This window comes from Amycolatopsis sp. NPDC050768, assembly GCF_040654155.1.
GTDB lineage: Bacteria > Actinomycetota > Actinomycetes > Mycobacteriales > Pseudonocardiaceae > Amycolatopsis.
Map to the genome: position 1 here is coordinate 274,039 of NZ_JBFAHL010000003.1, position 15,998 is coordinate 290,036.

Annotated in this window: 15 protein-coding genes and 1 pseudogene; 2 read left to right on the plus strand and 14 right to left on the minus strand. The window is 70.9% G+C overall.

Translation table 11 applies throughout. The features are described from left to right. Nucleotides 1-3: 3 nt before the first annotated feature. The 3 genes and pseudogenes from AB0H62_RS11380 to AB0H62_RS11390 all read right to left on the minus strand — a co-directional run. Nucleotides 4-1,167 (minus strand): alpha-hydroxy-acid oxidizing protein, encoded by a 1,164-nt coding sequence (locus AB0H62_RS11380; protein WP_360585659.1) that lies wholly within the window; start codon nt 1,165-1,167, stop codon nt 4-6. Nucleotides 1,168-1,227: 60 nt separating this feature from the next. Next, nucleotides 1,228-2,724: an aldehyde dehydrogenase family protein gene (locus AB0H62_RS11385; RefSeq protein ID WP_220245101.1), complete on the minus strand. Its 1,497-nt coding sequence runs from the start codon at nt 2,722-2,724 to the stop codon at nt 1,228-1,230. A 140-nt stretch (nt 2,725-2,864) separates the two neighbouring features. Then, nucleotides 2,865-3,856 (minus strand): annotated as a pseudogene (locus tag AB0H62_RS11390) (MFS transporter); the annotation flags it as partial. Nucleotides 3,857-4,204: 348 nt separating this feature from the next. Here AB0H62_RS11390 and AB0H62_RS11395 point away from each other — a divergent pair. Beyond that, nucleotides 4,205-5,131, plus strand: coding sequence for a DUF5937 family protein (locus AB0H62_RS11395; protein ID WP_360585661.1), 927 nt, complete (start codon nt 4,205-4,207; stop codon nt 5,129-5,131). 28 nt (nt 5,132-5,159) lie between these two features. Further along, nucleotides 5,160-5,795, plus strand: a complete 636-nt coding sequence (locus AB0H62_RS11400; protein ID WP_220245103.1) for an MBL fold metallo-hydrolase — start codon at nt 5,160-5,162, stop codon at nt 5,793-5,795. Nucleotides 5,796-5,838: 43 nt separating this feature from the next. Here AB0H62_RS11400 and AB0H62_RS11405 read toward each other — a convergent pair whose 3' ends face one another. Genes AB0H62_RS11405 through AB0H62_RS11455 form a run of 11 tightly spaced genes read right to left on the minus strand, consistent with a single transcriptional unit; the run spans nt 5,839 to nt 15,961 of the window. Continuing rightward, nucleotides 5,839-6,390: a TetR/AcrR family transcriptional regulator gene (locus AB0H62_RS11405; RefSeq protein ID WP_360585663.1), complete on the minus strand. Its 552-nt coding sequence runs from the start codon at nt 6,388-6,390 to the stop codon at nt 5,839-5,841. Nucleotides 6,391-6,428: 38 nt separating this feature from the next. Next, the gene (locus tag AB0H62_RS11410) at nt 6,429-7,031 is read right to left on the minus strand and encodes a hypothetical protein (RefSeq protein ID WP_360585665.1); all 603 of its coding nucleotides are present in this window, start codon (nt 7,029-7,031) and stop codon (nt 6,429-6,431) included. Further along, complete coding sequence (locus AB0H62_RS11415; RefSeq protein WP_360585667.1) at nt 7,028-7,498, minus strand: (2Fe-2S)-binding protein; 471 nt, start codon at nt 7,496-7,498, stop codon at nt 7,028-7,030. Before AB0H62_RS11415 ends, AB0H62_RS11410 begins: the two co-directional genes overlap by 4 nt. Next, nucleotides 7,495-8,313 carry an FAD binding domain-containing protein gene (locus tag AB0H62_RS11420; RefSeq protein WP_220245107.1) on the minus strand — a complete coding sequence of 273 codons (819 nt, stop codon included), beginning with the start codon at nt 8,311-8,313 and terminating at the stop codon, nt 7,495-7,497. The genes AB0H62_RS11415 and AB0H62_RS11420 overlap by 4 nt, the downstream gene beginning before the upstream one ends. Then, complete coding sequence (locus AB0H62_RS11425; protein WP_360585669.1) at nt 8,310-8,984, minus strand: enoyl-CoA hydratase; 675 nt, start codon at nt 8,982-8,984, stop codon at nt 8,310-8,312. Before AB0H62_RS11425 ends, AB0H62_RS11420 begins: the two co-directional genes overlap by 4 nt. Beyond that, nucleotides 8,981-11,308: a xanthine dehydrogenase family protein molybdopterin-binding subunit gene (locus AB0H62_RS11430; protein ID WP_360585671.1), complete on the minus strand. Its 2,328-nt coding sequence runs from the start codon at nt 11,306-11,308 to the stop codon at nt 8,981-8,983. The genes AB0H62_RS11425 and AB0H62_RS11430 overlap by 4 nt, the downstream gene beginning before the upstream one ends. Nucleotides 11,309-11,313: 5 nt before the next feature. After that, entirely contained in the window at nt 11,314-12,078 is a 765-nt protein-coding gene (locus tag AB0H62_RS11435; RefSeq protein ID WP_220245110.1) for an SDR family oxidoreductase, read from the minus strand. A 10-nt stretch (nt 12,079-12,088) separates the two neighbouring features. Then, nucleotides 12,089-12,883 (minus strand): MBL fold metallo-hydrolase, encoded by a 795-nt coding sequence (locus AB0H62_RS11440; RefSeq protein ID WP_220245111.1) that lies wholly within the window; start codon nt 12,881-12,883, stop codon nt 12,089-12,091. Beyond that, a complete protein-coding gene (locus tag AB0H62_RS11445; RefSeq protein ID WP_360585674.1) occupies nt 12,880-13,968 on the minus strand; it encodes a zinc-binding dehydrogenase in 1,089 nt (362 codons plus the stop codon). The genes AB0H62_RS11440 and AB0H62_RS11445 overlap by 4 nt, the downstream gene beginning before the upstream one ends. Beyond that, nucleotides 13,965-15,359, minus strand: coding sequence for an aldehyde dehydrogenase family protein (locus AB0H62_RS11450; protein ID WP_360585676.1), 1,395 nt, complete (start codon nt 15,357-15,359; stop codon nt 13,965-13,967). The genes AB0H62_RS11445 and AB0H62_RS11450 overlap by 4 nt, the downstream gene beginning before the upstream one ends. Beyond that, on the minus strand, nt 15,356-15,961 hold the full coding sequence (locus AB0H62_RS11455; protein ID WP_360585678.1) for an SRPBCC family protein: 606 nt from the start codon (nt 15,959-15,961) through the stop codon (nt 15,356-15,358). The genes AB0H62_RS11450 and AB0H62_RS11455 overlap by 4 nt, the downstream gene beginning before the upstream one ends. Nucleotides 15,962-15,998 lie beyond the last annotated feature (37 nt).

The window sequence follows — 15,998 nt, forward strand, 5'->3', positions numbered from 1 at the left end:
GACCTAACCAACCTTCCGCAGGCTGTCGCGCGTGAGGTCGGCGAGCGTCGGGTAGCCGTCGACCGCCATGATCAGGTCGGCTTCGGCGAGGAGGCTGCGGAGGACGTGGACGGCGCCGTCGACGCCGCCCAGTGCGAGGCCCCAGACGTAGGGCCGGCCGACCCCCACTGCCCGCGCGCCCAGCGCCAGCGCCTTGATGACGTCCGCGCCCGAGCGAACCCCGGAGTCGAACAGCACCGGCGTGTCGCCGGAAGCGTCGACCACGCCGGCGAGGCAGTCGAGCGCCGGGAGCCCACCGTTCGCCTGGCGCCCGCCGTGGTTGGAGCAGTAGATCCCGTCGACCCCGCCGTCGATGGCGCGCCGCGCGTCGTCCGGGTGCTGGATGCCCTTCACGATCAGCGGCAACGACGTCAGCGACCGCAGCCACGGCAGGTCGTCCCAGGTCAGTGGGTTGCCGAACAGCTGGGCCCACAGCCCGACGGCCGCCATCGGGTCCTCCTCGGGCGCCTTGCCGAGGAGGCGCCGCAACACGGGATCCGTGAAGTAGTTCGCGAGACAATGACCGCGCAACTGCGGGAAGTTCGACGTGCTCAGGTCGCGCGGGCGCCACCCGGTGACCCACGTGTCGAGCGTGACCACGATCCCCTTGAACCCCGCCGTCTCGGCGCGCTGCACCAAAGACGCGGCCAGGTCGCGGTCAGTCGGCGTGTAGAGCTGGAAGAACCCGGGCGTCTCCCCGAACTCGCCCGCGACCTGGTCCATCGGGTCGGCCGAGAGCGTCGACGCGACCATCGGCACGCCCGTGCGCGCGGCGGCGCGGGCGGTGGCGAGGTCGCCGTGGCCATCCTGCGTGCAGATGCCGACCACGCCCACCGGCGCCATGAACAGCGGCGACGCCAGCTTCAGCCCGAACAGGTCCACCGACAGGTCGCGTTCCTTGGCGCCGACGAACATCCGCGGCACCAGGCCCCAGCGCGCGAACGCGTCGACGTTGCCGCGCTGAGTCGCCTCGTCGCCGGCACCACCGGCCACATAGGACAGCACCGAGGGCGGGAGTGCCTGCGCGGCACGGGCTTCGAGGTCGGCGTAGACCATCGGCATGGTCGGGACGCGGCCGGTGAGCCCGGCGAAGTAGATCTCGTTCTGGAAATCGCCGTAACGCGTCATTCGGGCTCTTTCTGGGCTCGGGAGGACCGCACCCCGGCGTTCCGGGGCGCGGTCCAGACCCTAGCGCTTGCCGTGCATGACCGTGATGAGCTTGGCGACCAATGCGTCGGTCGATTCCTTGCGGCTGAAGGAAGTCAGGGTGATCGGCGCGGTGAAGCGCTGCCGCGCGACGGCCTTGGTCCGGGCGAACTCGCGCAGGCCCTCCGGCCCGTGGATGCGGCCGAAGCCCGAGTCGCCGACGCCGCCGAAGGGCAGCGACGCGATGCCGGCGAACGAGAGCGGCGCGTTGATCGACGTCATGCCGGTGCGCAGCCGCGTGGCGAGCTCGACGCCGCGGGACTTCGAGAACACGGTGGAACCGAGGCCGTACGTGGTGGCGTTGGCTTTGTCCACAGCCTCGTCCATGTCGCGGACCTTGGCGATGGTGACCGTCGGGCCGAACGTCTCCTCGCGCACGGCTTCGGAGTCTTCCGGCACGTCGACGAGAATCGTGGGTTGGGCATAACGATCGCCGACGCTGTCCACACCCCCGAGCACCGCGCGGCCGCCGCGTTCGAGGGCGTCGGCGATGTGGCGGCGGATCACGGCAAGCTGTGAGGGCATGGTGACGGGGCCGTACTGGGCGTCCTCGTCGGAGCCGGCGCGCACATTCTGCGACTTTTCCACGACCTTGGCGACGAATTCGTCGTGCACGCGCTCGTGGACGTACACCCGCTCGACGCCGATGCAGGTCTGGCCGGAGTTGGAGAAGGCGCCCCAGACGGTGGCGTCGGCGGCGGCGTCGAGGTTGGCGTCGGCGTCCACGAGCACGGGGTCCTTGCCGCCGGCCTCGATCACGACCGGCGTGAGCGTGTTGGCCGCCGCGGCCATGATCTTCTTGCCGGTGGCCGTCGAGCCGGTGAACGCGATCTTGTCCACACCCGACGTCACGAGCGCGCCACCGGTCTCGCCGAACCCGGTGATCAGCTGCAGTACCGGCTGCTCCGGCACGACCTCGGCGAACGCGTCGACCAGCCACTTGCCGACGCCCGGGGTGTACTCGCTGGGCTTGAAGACCACGGCGTTGCCGGCGGCGAGCGCGTAGGTGACCGAGCCGAGCGGCGTGTACACGGGGTAGTTCCACGGGCCGATCACGCCGACGACGCCGAGGGGCCGGTACTCCACCGTCGCCGCCTGGTTCGACATGAGCAGGCCCGCCGAGCGGCGCTGGCGGCCGAGGTATTTGCGCGCGTGCTTCGAGGCCCACGCGATGTGCTCGATGGCGAGCACGGACTCGAGCTGGGCGTCGGCGATCGGCTTGCCCGTCTCGTCGCGCACGACCTGGCACAGCTGCGGCAGGCGGCGCGTGATCACGCCCTTCCACTGCCGCAGCCGGTCGGCGCGCCCCGCGAAGCCCAGCCCGTCCCACCACTCCGCCGCCACGCGCGCCCGCTCGACCGCCGCGCGCACGTCTTCGGCGGTGTGCACCGGGTACGTGCCCACGACCTCGTCGGTCGCCGGGCTGAGCGAATCGAAGGTCTCACCGACCGAGGTCGGCTTCGGCTGGACGGCGGTCATCGGCGTCTCCCCTGCTCTTCGGCGTTGTGGTTCAGGCTACGAGGTTGCTGACGCAGTGCCAATAGTCGCCCGACGCTCCCGTCAGCATCGTACCGGCGGGCACCACGGGGAAAGGGTCGTCGAGACCACCCGATCGTGACCGCGGCCGCGACGCCCAGCAGCGGCGCCAGCCACAACGGCAGCACCCCCACGGCCAGCGATCCGAGCCCGAACCCGCACGACTGCACCGTGACCGAGACCGAGAAGCCTTCCGACCTGCGGTTCTCCGGCAGCAGTCGCTGCATGTTCACGGACGCGATCGTCACGAGCGGTCCGGTCGCGCCGCCGATCAGCACGACTCCGGTGATCAAGCCCGCCCAGCCGAGGTTGGCCGCGACGAGCGTCCCGCCGGCCACGAAGGCGGCGAGGAACAGCCTCGGCCCCCGATCACGGCCGCGCCACGCGTAGCCCGCGCTGCCGGCGATGCTCGCGCCACACAGCAGGGCGACGACTCCCGGCGCCGCCGCGGGCGGTGCGTTGAGTCGCTCGACCAGGGGCAGCGGCGCGACCTCGATCGTCGACAGCAACAGCCCGACGGTGAACTGACACCCGAGCCAGGGCAGGCAGGCTTTGAGGGGGACCTTGGTTCTTGCTTTGGTCCGTGGTTTGACGACCCGCCGGGGCACCAGACACGCGGCGGTGGCCGCCGCGCCGGCCATCGCGAACAACGGCACGAAAGGACCACTCACACTCGCCACGGCCACCAGCACCGGCCCGGCCACCAACACCCCGTCGAGAATCATCGCGTCGACGGCGACGGCCCTGGTGAGCTGGTGTTCGTCGACGATCGCCGCCAGCAACGCCTGCACCCACCCGCGACCCCACCTCCTGCCAATCCCGGCAGGACCACGAGCGCGATCAGCGTTGCTTCGTTCACGTTGGCCTCGGCCGCCATCGCCACGGCGGCCAGCCCCACCGCGACCACCGCGAGCAGCGTCCTGAGGCCGCGCGCCGTCCCCACCCGATCCAGCAACCTCCCCACCGGCACCGCCCCCGCCATCTCGGCCACGACGAACACCGCCATCAACACACCCCCGAACCGATACGACCCGGTCACCGCCGCCGCCACCGTCGTGAACGCGAGCGGCGCCATCCCTGCGGGCAACCGCGCCAACTGAACCCCTGCTGACCAGCGCCAATACGTGGTGGTGAACATGCCTCTGAGCCTGGTTCCGCGGGCGCCTTGCCGGAACTGATTCGTTTTTGGCCGAATGTTGTGGGTGGCTTCTCGAGTCATCCACAGGGTGTGGCGAGTTGTGGACAACCAGTGGCCCGGGCGAGCCTTTTGTCCGTTTCTGTCGTCGCCACCCGATAGAATGGGTCTGGGGACGCCCCCCTTGGGAGGGCGGGGGTCTGTCCCGGGAGGGCGGGGGTCTGTCCCGCGAGGGATGGGGCAGCGCAAGCAGCGTGAGGCCGCTGACGTTCGGGTATATCCGAATCCATGGTCGAGTTGGTCCTCAGCACCGCCGGAGTCCGGTTCGCGATCTCGCCGCTCGAGGAGGTCATCGGGGTGGTGCGCGGGTGGGTGGGGAGGCGCCGGTTGCCCGGTGGGGTCGAGTGGCTGGGTAAGGAGCGGCTGGACGTGCCGGAGTTGGCGGCGGTGCTCGGGGCGCGGCACTACATCACGGAGTTCCCCTCACCACCACCGGCGACGCCCGAGACCACAGCCGACGAGCAGTTGACCGTGGTCAGGGGGACGCCGCCGGGGCAGGTGCGGGTCGAGCTGGGGATGGTGGACGCCGACCTGACGAAGCTGCCGCGGGATCCGGCCGCGGCGCGGGACCTGCTGGCGGAGCATCTCGAGACCGTGTGGCATCACACCGTCGAGCCGGAGTGGGCGCGGATGCGGGAGGTGCTCGCGGCGGACATCGCGTACCGGACGCGGCGGCTGGGTGAGCAGGGCGTGGCGGGGGTGTTCGAGGGGCTGCACCCGAAGGTGCGGCTCACCAAGGACTCCGTGCTGGTCGACATAGCGGCACGGCAGCGACTCACACTCGACGAGCGGGGGCTGCTGCTGGTGCCGAGCGTGTTCGCGTGGCCGTCGGTCGGGGTGGTGACCGTGGCGCCGTGGCAGCCGACGTTGTTGTACCCCGCGAGGGGTGTGGCCGGCCTGTGGACGGAGCCGGCGGCGGCGCCGGGGGCGCTGGCCGGAGTGGTGGGGCGGACGAAGGCGATGTTGCTCACCACGTTGGACCGGCCGGCCACCACCACGGAGCTCGCCGTGCGGCTCGGGCTGGCGAAGGGGACCGTTTCCGCGCACCTCACGGCGTTGCGGGCCGCGGGCCTGACCGCGACGACGCGCCAGGGCCACCGGGTGCTCTACCGGCGGACCGAGCTTGGCGACGCGCTCTGCGCGGGCATAGGGTGAATGTGACCATGTGTGAAGGAGAATCCTGATGCGGATCGTCCATTTCGGACACGCCTGTGTACTTCTGGAAACCGACGGCGAGCGGATCCTGATCGACCCGGGCGCGTTCTCCACCGACTTCGAGCGCGAGCGCGAGCTGTCGGCCGTCCTCATCACCCACCAGCACTTCGACCACATCGACGGCGAGCGCCTGCCGAAGGTGCTGGCGGCGAACCCGGACGCGAAGCTGATCGTCGACCCGGGCTCGGTCGAGACCGTGCAGAAGCTGAACCTGCAGTACGAGGTCGCGAACGTCGGTGACGCCTTCGAGATCGGCGGCACCGCGGTGAACGTGGTGGGCGGTGAGCACGCCGTCATCCACAGCGACATCCCCGTGATCCCGAACATCGGCTTCGTGCTGGACCACGGCGCCTTCTACCACCCGGGCGACTCGTTCTTCGTGCCCGAGCAGAAGATCGACGTGCTCGGCCTGCCGACGGGCGCGCCGTGGCTCAAGGCCGGCGAGGCGGTGGACTTCCTGCGGGCGGTCGCGCCGCGCAAGTCCGTGCCGATCCACGAGGCGGTGCTGTCGAGCCCCGCGCTGCACTACGGCCTGTTCGAGAACCTCGCGCCGCAGGGCACCGAGGTGAAGGTCGTCGAGCGCGGCGTCGCCACCGACCTCTGAGGACACTCCGGGGTGGTGACCGACGGGTGACCACCCCGGGAGCTCAGGGTCGCGAACCCACGATCTGCAGTGCGAACCGGCTGTACTCGTCGGCGACGGCGTCGGCCGGCATCGGTCCGTCGTCGCGGAACCAGCGGGCGATGCTCACGCACATCTCGCGGATCGCGAACGACGCCAGCGCGGGCGAGCCCACGTGGAACACCCCCGCGTCGACGCCACCGGCGATGATCCTGCGGAAGGCGTGCTCGTGCCGGCGGCGCCGGTCCTGGAACCGCGTGCGATGTGGTTCGCCGAGACAATCGGTGTCGCGGTTGACCACCAGCGCCTCGCGCCGGTGGGTCGCGTGGCGGAACGCGTACACGCGGGTGGCCCGCGCGAGCTGGGTTGGCCAATCGCCGTCTTCGCCGGTCACGCGCTCGAAGTCGTCGAGCACCGCGGCGGTCGTGCAGTCCACAATGGCGCGCAGCAAGTCTTCCTTGGACCGCATGTGGTTGTAGAGGCTCGGGGTACGGATCCGCAGCACGTCGGCGATCTGGCTGAGCGCGGTGCCGTGGTAACCGCGTTCGGCGAACAGCGTGAGCGCCGTGTCCAGCACCACTTCTTCGCTGACCGCGGCGCGCGTTTAGCCTGCCGTCACCAGTTCCTCCCCCGCACGAGCGCACCGAAACCGGCGAACTCGGCATCCGTCAGCGGCCGGTCGACCGGGAACACGACCTCGTCCGCCACGAACTCCCGCCGCTGCGTCACCACGACGGAGCTGGTCGGCACCGGTCGGCCGAGCGCGGCGCAGCGGGCGGCCAGGTCGTCCGGTTCGCCCGGAACGTCCATGGTCTGGCGGCACGTAGCGAACTCCGCCGCCAATCGCACGGTACCCCGGCTGCCGGCCACCGTGATCGGCACCGGGCCCAGCGCGCCGAGTACTTCCTCGGCCAGGCGGGCGTGCGCGGTGATCGAGCCGAACGGGCCGTCGTCGTCATCGGCCGGACGCAGCCCGAGCACGAAGCGGCCGTCGCTGAGGTACTGGACGGTCCGTGCGCCGGGCAGCACCTCCGCGGGCCGAGGCGCAACGAAACAGCAGATCTCAGCCGAGGTGGTCTCCACCGCCAGAGCCGCGCACAACGTGAGATCGCCGTCGACGTAGAAGGTCGCGCAGCCGTGGCGCTCGAGCACTCGCCACGTCTCCCGCGCGGCCGAGGCCGGCACGTCGGCCAGCCGCAGCCAGGCGGCGGTTCTCATCGCGGGTTCAGCTCCTGCGCCGCGGCCTCCACCGCGTCGACGATCCCGACGTACCCGGTGCACCGGCAGATGTTGCCGGACATCTCCTCCCGGATGCGTTCCCGGCAGGGCGCGGGTTCGCGGTCCAGCAGGTCCAGCGCCGTCATCAACATGCCGGGTGTGCAGAATCCACATTGGAGCCCGTGCTTCGCGCAGAACGCTTCCTGCAACGGGTGCAGCGTGCCGTCGTCGGCCGCGAGGCCCTCGACCGTGCTGACGGAACACCCGTCCGCCTGCACGGCGAGCATCAGGCACGCGCGCACGGGCTCGCCGTCCACCAGCACGGTGCACGCGCCGCACACGCCGTGCTCGCAGCCCAGGTGCGTGCCGGTCAGGCCGAGGTCCTCGCGCAACGCGTCGGCGAGCGTCCGGCGCGGCTCGACGTCGACGTCGTAACGGGTTCCGTTGACGCTGAACTCGGCTCTCATGCCGCGGCTCGCTTCCCGTGAGGTGCCAGGGCACGGCGGACGAACTCCGCCGTCATCGCCCGCCGGTAGTCCGACGACGCGTGGATGTCGCTCTGCGGCTGGGTTTCCGCAGCGGCGGCCGCGGCGACGGCATCGACATCGGCGCCGTCGTTCAGCAGCTGCTCGGCCTCCGCCGGACGCAGCGGTACCCCTCCGACGCCGCCGATCGCGAGCCGCCACCGACCGTCCACTTCGGCCGCTACCACGAGCACGAGCCCGAAGTCACCGTGCCGTCGGGAAAACTCGGCGAACCCCCACCTCGACGGCACCGGCAGGTCTACCGCGGTGATCATCTCGTCCTCGGCCAGCGTGGTTTCCAGTGGTCCCGCGAAAAACGAGGTCGCCGTCTCCACGCGCACACCACCTGGCCCGGCAATGTGGACGGTCGCTTCCAACGCGGCGGCGACCACCGGGAGCTCAGCCGACGGGTCGGCGTGCGCGATGCTGCCGCCGCTCGTGCCGCGCGAGCGGATCGCCGTGTGCCCGATCCAACGTGCGGCCTCGGCGAGGAGCGGGTGGTGCGGTTGCTCGATCAGCCGCGCGTGCCGGACCAGCGCGCCGAGCCGGACGCCTTCGCCGGTGGGCGTGATCGTGGCCAATCCGGGGATCCGGTTGACGTCGACCAGGACCTGCGGGCGCGCCATGCGCAACGCGAGCACCGGCATCAGGCTCTGGCCGCCGGCGAGGATTTTGCCGTCGCCGTCGGCCTCGGCCAACGTGCGCACGGCCTCGTCGACGCTGTGCGCCCGGACGTAGTCGAACGGTGCCGGTTTCACTTCGACACCTCCCGCGGCCAGCTTTCCTCGAACGCAGTGTCCAAAGTGGAATCCCACGGCGCGCCTTCGAACAGCGTGTCCAGCGCCTGTTTCGAATACTTCAGAGACGATGGCGCGAAATCGGCGATCTCGGCGGCCCACTCCAACGCGGCATCGAGGTCACCCAGGCGGTCGACGAGTCCACGGTGAAAAGCAAGACCAGCGTCCAGCCGGTCACCACCCAGCAGCATCGCCCGGGCAGCCCCTCCGCCGGCCAGTAACGCCAGGCGGCGGACCGTCCATGGGTCCACGACCAGGCCGTTGCGCGCGGTCGGTACCGCGAACACCGCGGACGGCGCCGCCACCCGCAGGTCACAGGCGATCGCGAGCTGCGTGCCGGCGCCGATCGCGGGCCCGTTGACGGCCGCGAGCACGGGCACGGGCAGCGCCGTGACGCTGCGCAGCGCGCCGTACAGCGCCGTGCGGAACCCGTCGCCGTAAACGCCACCGAGGTCGGCCCCTGCGCAGAAGCTCGTACCCCGGCCGGTGATCACCAGCGCGCGCACCCGCGGGCCGACGTCCAGAACTGCTTTGCGCAGGTCGACACAGTGCTCGACGTCCAGCGCGTTGCGCCGCTCGTGCCGGTCGAGGGCGATGACACCGACCTCGCCGTGGATCTCGGTGGTGATCATCGCAGTGCCTCCCAGATCGCGCCCGGCGTCAGCGGCAGGTGTGGGACCTGCACGCCGAGCGCGTCGGTGACCGCGCCCGCGAGCACCGCGTTCGGCCCGAGCGTGCCGCCCTCGCCGACGCCGCGGACGCCGAGCGGGTTGTCCGCGGGGTGCGAAAGGTGACCGATCACGAGCTCGGGCACCTCGGCGCTGGTCGGCATGAGGTAGTCCATCAGCGTGCCCGTGGACAGGTTGCCGCCCTCGTCGTAGATCAGGTGCTCGTACAGCGCGCCGCCGATGCCCTGCGCGATCGAGCCGGCGATCTGACCTTCGACGACCTGCGGGTTGATGACCGTGCCGGCGTCCTCGACGCACACGTACTTGAGGATCTTCAGCTCACCCGTCGCCCGGTCCACCTCGACGACCGCGGCCTGCGCGCCGGCCGCGAAGGCTCCGCGGATCGGGTCGTAGAACTGCGTGGCCTCCAGTCCCGGCTCGATGCCCTGCGGCAACCGGTTGGACTCCAGGTACGCGACGCGCGCCAGCTCGGCCAGCGTGCCGACGGGTTTGGCCTCGCCAGCGACGCGCACGTCACCGTTCACGAGGCCGAGATCGTCTACATTGGCCTCGTACAGTTCGGCCGCGAGCCGGAGGATCTTCTCCCGCACGGTGACCGCCGAGCGGTGCGCCGCACCACCGCCGATCACGGCCTGCCGCGAGGAGAACGCACCGAAGCCCCACAGTGATTCGTTCGTGTCGCCGATCCGGACGTCGACGTCCGCATAGGACACTCCGACGGCGTCCGCGACGATCTGTGCCACGGTCGTCTCGAGTCCCTGCCCCTGCGACGTCACGCCGGACAGCACGGTCACCCGGCCGTCGGGGTTCACGCGCACGGTGCACGCGTCGTGGCCGGTGCGGAAGGGCATCCGCGGGCCGGCCGCGGCCGCGCGGCCCAAGCCGGTGAGCTCGTTGTAGCAGGCCAGCCCGAGACCGATCGGGTTCTCGCCGGCCGACCGACGCCGGGCTTGTTCCGCGCGGAAGTCCTCGTACCCGATGGACTCCACGGCCTTCTCCAGGCACTCGCCGTACCAGCCGGAGTCGTCGACCAGCCGCGACGGCATCCGGTACGGGATCTCCTCCGGCGTGATCAGGTTCCGCCGTCGAATGTCCAAAGCGGACATCCCGAGCTCGGCCGCCGCCGCGTCGAGCACCGACTCCATCGCGAACACGCTCGCCGGCCGTGCGACACCCCGGTAGGGCCCGGACGGCGCCGTGTTCGTCGCGACCCCGCGCACGGTGCAGCGGTAGTGCTGCAACCGGTACGGCCCGGACAGCAGGCCGCCGGCCATCAGCGGCTCGATCCCCGCCGTCCACGGGTACACCGAATATGCGCCGACGTTGCACGTCACGTCCGCATCGAGCGCCACCAGTTCACCGTCGGACCGGAACCCCGCCTTCACGACGTAGCGGTGATCACGCGCGTGCGTGGCCGCGAGCAGGTGCTCCGCGCGGTCCTCGACCCACTTCACCGGCACCCCGCGCAGCTGCCGCGCGATCAGGCACAACGCGACGTCTTCGGGATACACCACGGCTTTCACGCCGAAACCGCCGCCGACGTCGGGCGCGATCACCCGCACGTTGCCCTCGGGGATGCCCAGCAGGTCGGCGATCATGTTGCGTGCGATGTGCGGCACCTGCGTGCCCGACCACAGCGTGAGCCGGTCGTCCGCCGGGTCCCACAGCGCGACGCCCGCGCGGCACTCCATCGGGTTGCCCGCGTGGCGGTTGGTGATCAGCTCGCGCTCGACCACGAGGTCCGCGCCGGCCAGCGCGTCCGGCACCTCGCCGGTGTCGAAAGTGCGCTCCAGCAGGACGTTGTCCGGCGCGTCGGCGTGCAGCGGCTCGGTCGGCGGCAGCCAGGCGGTGATGTTCACCGGCAGCGGTTCGTAGTCGACGTCGATGAGCTCCAGCGCGTCTTCGGCGCGGTAGCGGTCGTCGGCGACGACGGCGGCCACCGGCTCGCCCGCGAACCGCACCTTCTCCCGTGCCAGCAAAGGCTGCTCGGTCTCCACATAGGACGGCAGCGCCGATAGCGCTCGCAATGGCACAGCGGCGAACTCCGGCTGGTCGCCGGTGAACACGTGCACGCGCGGGAGCTCGCGAGCGGCAGACGCGTCAACCCGCGTGATCCGGGCGTGGCCGAACGGGCTGCGCAGGAACGCGACGTGGCGCATCCGCGGCAGCTGCAGGTCGGAGACGTACCGCCCACGCCCGGTGATCAGCCGTGCGTCTTCCTTGCGCCGCACGACCTTCCCGACGGCGCCGGCAGGGTTCTCCTCCATGGTCGTCACGGCATCGTGTAGCCGCCGTTGACCGACACGATCTGTCCCGTGGTCCAGGACGAGAGCGGGGAGGCCAGCAGCAGCACGGTCGGGGTGACGTCCTCGGCGCGCCCCAGGCGGCGCAACGGGTATGCCGACAGGATCTTCTTCATCTTGGCGTCGTCCGCGTGTCCTGTGTGGTCGTCCAAACTGGACGTCTGAACGAGCGCGATGGAAACAGCGTTGGCGCGGATTCCGTGGCGGGCCAGCTCCTTGGCGAGCGACTTGGTGAGGCCGACCGTGGTCGAGCGCGTGGTGGCCGTGACCAGCAGCCGTGACTCGCCGACGCGGCCGGAATCGCCCATGAGGTTCACGATGGCGCCGCCACCGCCGTCGACCATCTGCTTCGCGACGGCCTGGGTGATCCGCAGCGTGCCCTCCACCGTCACACCGATCTGTGGCGCCCAGTCTTCTTCCGTGGTCTCGAGGAACGGCTTGCTCTGCGTGGCCGCGGCGTTGTTGACCAGCACGTCGATCGAACCGAGTTGCGCCACCACGTCGTCGACGGCCGTGCGCACCGAGTGGCCGTCACGCAGGTTCGCGCCCACTGCGATGGCCTTCACACCGAGCGCGGCCGCTTCCTTCGCTGCGGCTTCGGCGCCGTCGGAGGAGGTGTTGTAGTGGAACGCGACGTTGGCGCCTTCGCCGGCGAACGCCATCCCGATCGCGCGGCCGAGCCCCTGGCCGGCGCCGGTGACCAGCACGTTCTTGCCGCTGAGCTTGAGGTCCATGGGTTCCCTTTCAGATGAGCTCGAACCGGCGCTCGCCGGAGACGGTCACGACGCGACCGAACCGCAGGCCCGGGAAGTGCGCGCCGGCCACCGCGTCGGAGCTGTCGGTGAGCTCCTCGATCAAGCCGGCGCGCACCTTCCGCGCGGCCGTGCGGTCGACGTCGAAGATCGCCTCCCACGTCGGGTCGGTGAGCTCCACTGTGGAGTGTGCGACGTCGCCGAGCAGCAGTGCACGTTCGCCTTCGCTCGAGACCACGAAGATCGTGGAGCCGGGTGTGTGGCCGGGCACGTGCCGGGTGTCGAGGCCGGGCGCGAGCGTGGTGTCCGCTTCGAACGGTTCCAGCCGCTCGGCCAGCGGCGACAGCTTGCGCACCGCGCCGGGTTCGGCGTCCGGGCCGTCCACGAAGTGCGCCCAGTCGGCCGCGTGCACACGGTAGGTCGCGTTCGGGAACACGACCTGGCCCTTCTTGGTGGCCCAGCCGACGTGGTCGAAGTGCAGGTGCGTGAACACGACGTCGGTCACGTCGTCGGGAGCGACGCCGTGTTCACGCAGGCTCTCGAGGAACTGCCCGCCGTGGTACTTGTCGTTGTCGATCGTGCCGACACCGGCGTCGATCAGCACCACGCGGTCGCCGGTGCGCAGCAGGAACCCGCCGAGCGTGAGGTCGAGGTCGCCGCGCTCGTCGAGAAAGTGCTCGTGACAGGCCCACGCGTCGGGCACGTCCGGACGTACGAGGACTTCCCGGGCGGGCTCGCGGCCGTAGCCGTCGTAGACCGGTTCGATGGTGAGCGCTCCGACCTTCATGCCGGCACCACCAGCGTCCGCACGCCCTGACCGGCGGCCATGTCGGCGAGCGCGCTCTCGATGTCGCCGAGTCCACCGTGGCCGGTCACCATCGCGGCGAGGTCGAGCCGTCCACTTCGGACGTCTTCGAAGTACCTCGGCAGGTCGTGGGCCGCGTCGAGCGAGCCGGCGACGCAGCCGACGAGGGTGCGGGCGAAGTGGAACAGTTCGAGCGCGCTGAACGACACGAGGTCGTCCTTGCCGCCGACACCGACCACGCACGCTGTGCCGCCGCGGCGCGTCATGCCCCACGCGTCGCGGATCGTGCGGGCGGAGCCGACGCAGTCGAACGCGTAGTCCACGCCTTCGCCGCCGGTCAGGGCGCGCACGGCTTTTTTCGTGGTGTCGTCGGCCGGGACGAAGTGGTCGGCGCCGAGTTTCGTGGCGTAGGCCGCCTTGTCGGGGTTGCGGTCGACGGCGATGATCGTGCGGGCGCCCGCAAGCTTCGCGCCCTGGATCGCCGCCAAGCCCACGCCGCCGAGACCCACGACCAGCACCGACGAGTCGGGCTGGACGCGCGCGGTCTTGGTGACGGCCCCGACGCCGGTGGTCACGGCGCAGCCGAGCAACGCGGCGTCGGCGGAGCCGATGTCGTCGGGCACCTTCACCGCCGCGGCAGCCGGGACGACGGTCTGCTCGGCGAACGAACCGACCGTCAGGCCTGCGTAGACAGGGTTTCCGTCCGCGTCCGACGCGTACGGTTCGCTGCCACGCGCGGCCCCGTTGACGCACAGGTGCGCCTCACCTCGGCCACAGTGGACGCAGTCGCCGCACGGCGTGATCCACAGCAGGATCACGCGATCGCCTTCGGCCAGATCCGTGACTTCGGCGCCGGCCTCCAGCACCGTTCCGCACGCCTCGTGCCCGAGCACGGCCGGGAGCTGCTGCGCGAGCACGCCGCGGGCCAGTGACAGGTCGGAGTGGCAGACGCCGGTGGCGTCGATGCGCACCCGCACGTCACCCGGGCCGACATCGCGCAGGCGGATGCGTTCGACGGTCATCGGAGCGCCGGTTTCCCGGAGCACCAACGCGTTCACTTCGGTCACAGCTGCACCGCCTTGATCTCGAGGACGTCGGAAATGCCGTAGTCGCCGATCTCCCGACCGATGCCCGACGCCTTGTACCCGCCGAACGGCGCGCGCGGGTTGAACGGCGCCGCGTTGACGTCGACCTGACCGGTGCGGATGCGCGCGGCGTACTCCAGCGCGTGGTCCGGGTCACCGGTCCACAGTGCACCCCCGAGGCCGTAGCGCGAGTTGTTGGCGATGGCGATGGCGTGGTCGTCGGACTCCGCGGACAGGATGGCCAGCACAGGGCCGAAGACCTCTTCCTGCGCGAGGCGGGAGTCCGGATCCACGCCACTGTAGACGGTCGGGGTGACGTAGTGGCCACGCTCGGGCAGCTCGACCGGCCCGGTGATCACGCGGGCCTCACCCGAGCCGAGGAAGCTCTCGACCTCCTTGCGCTGCCCGGCCGAGATCAGCGGCCCGAGCCGCTCGCCAGGCACGTACTTCGCGGACGCGGCGGCCGCCAGCTCCTCGACCTGCTGCAAGCGGTCGGCCGGCACGATCAGCCGCGAGAGCGCGGTGCACGTCTGGCCGCCGTTGAGGTAGCAGGTGGCCACGGTGACCTTCACGGCCTTGGCCAGCAGCGCGTCGTCCACATCGGACAGCACGACGCTCGCGGACTTCCCGCCCAGCTCCAGCGTGACACCCTTGATCGTCTCCGCCGCCGCGGCCGCGACCTGTGCCCCCACCGGCGTCGAGCCGGTGAAGGACACGTGGTCGACGCTCGCGCTGCGCGTGAGCTGGTCACCGACGTCGCCGCCGCTGCCGGTGACCAGGTTGATCACGCCGGCCGGGAACCCCGCGGCGTCGAAGGCACGCATCAGCTCGAACGCGGTGAGCGGCGTCAGCGCGGCGGGTTTGAGCACCACGGTGCAGCCGGCCGCCAGCGCCGGGACCACCTTGACCACGATCTGGTGCAGCGGCAGGTTCCACGGCGTGATCGCGGCGACGACACCGACGGGCTCGCGCACGATCACGGAGTTTCCCAGATTGCTCCGGAAGGGAAACTCTTCCAGGGCGTCGGCCGTCTGAGCCAACACGGCGAGCGGAGTGTCCACATGCAACTTCCGTGCCACCGGTGGTGGGGAGCCCTGTTCGAGCGTGATGAGCTCGGCGAATCGGTCGGCGCGCTGGGTGATCACGTCGTGCAGGCGGCGCAGCGCGGCGGCCCGCTCGGCGACCGGGGTGGTGGCCCAGCCGTCGAACGCCGCGTTGGCCGAGGCCACGGCCAGGTTGACGACGGCGGGCGAGGCCTGCGTGACGACACCCGCGAGCTCCTCGGTGGCCGGGTTCTCGACCTCGCAGTCGGTGCCACCGCCGGCGATCCACTGGCCACCGACGTAGAGGTGGGGTTCACGAACCACGGTCACTGCGCCGCCTTTCCCTTGCGCGCCAGGAGGATTACGAGCACGACGAGCAGCAGCGCGACGGCCGCGACGGGCACCGCGCGCTTGGCGACCGTGCCGCCGACGCTCGCCATCACGTCGAGCGGTTCGACGTCGTCGAGGTTCACGGGCTTGACCGGCGCGGCGCTCGCGACTTCCGCTTCCAGGCGTTGGACGAACTGGCCGAGCAGCTTGCCGGTGACGTCGGCGATCACGCCGCGGCCGAATTGCGCGACCCGCCCGGACAGCGCCAGGTCGGTGCGCACGTCGACCTTCGTCCCGCTGCCCTGCGCGGTGAGCGTGGCGGTGACGGTCGCGGCCGCGTTGCCCTGGCCGCCGGCGTCCTTGCCCTCGGCCCGCAGCACCGCGCGGTGGGCGCCGTCGTCCTTCTCGACGAAGCGCGCCGTGCCCTGGTACTTCGCGGAAACGGGGCCCACCTTGATCTTCACCGCGCCGCGGTACACGCCGTCTTCGACACCGAGCAGGGCCGCGCCGGGCATGCAGGGCGCGACGCGTTCGAGGTCGGTCAGCACGCGCCAAGCGGCGTCGACCGGCAGGTCCACGGTGAAGGTGTTCGAGAGGTCCACGTGCACCACCTTACTAATTAACGTTAGTTCGCAGCGT

Excerpts from the sequence above, each read along its gene's own strand:
- AB0H62_RS11380 (WP_360585659.1), bottom strand. The coding sequence starts at position 1,167 with ATGACGCGTTACGGCGATTTCCAGAACGAGATCTACTTCGCCGGGCTC.
- AB0H62_RS11385 (WP_220245101.1), bottom strand. The coding sequence starts at position 2,724 with ATGACCGCCGTCCAGCCGAAGCCGACCTCGGTCGGTGAGACCTTCGAT.
- AB0H62_RS11395 (WP_360585661.1), top strand. The coding sequence starts at position 4,205 with ATGGTCGAGTTGGTCCTCAGCACCGCCGGAGTCCGGTTCGCGATCTCG.
- AB0H62_RS11400 (WP_220245103.1), top strand. The coding sequence starts at position 5,160 with ATGCGGATCGTCCATTTCGGACACGCCTGTGTACTTCTGGAAACCGAC.
- AB0H62_RS11410 (WP_360585665.1), bottom strand. The coding sequence starts at position 7,031 with ATGAGAACCGCCGCCTGGCTGCGGCTGGCCGACGTGCCGGCCTCGGCC.
- AB0H62_RS11415 (WP_360585667.1), bottom strand. The coding sequence starts at position 7,498 with ATGAGAGCCGAGTTCAGCGTCAACGGAACCCGTTACGACGTCGACGTC.
- AB0H62_RS11425 (WP_360585669.1), bottom strand. The coding sequence starts at position 8,984 with ATGATCACCACCGAGATCCACGGCGAGGTCGGTGTCATCGCCCTCGAC.
- AB0H62_RS11430 (WP_360585671.1), bottom strand. The coding sequence starts at position 11,308 with ATGGAGGAGAACCCTGCCGGCGCCGTCGGGAAGGTCGTGCGGCGCAAG.
- AB0H62_RS11435 (WP_220245110.1), bottom strand. The coding sequence starts at position 12,078 with ATGGACCTCAAGCTCAGCGGCAAGAACGTGCTGGTCACCGGCGCCGGC.
- AB0H62_RS11440 (WP_220245111.1), bottom strand. The coding sequence starts at position 12,883 with ATGAAGGTCGGAGCGCTCACCATCGAACCGGTCTACGACGGCTACGGC.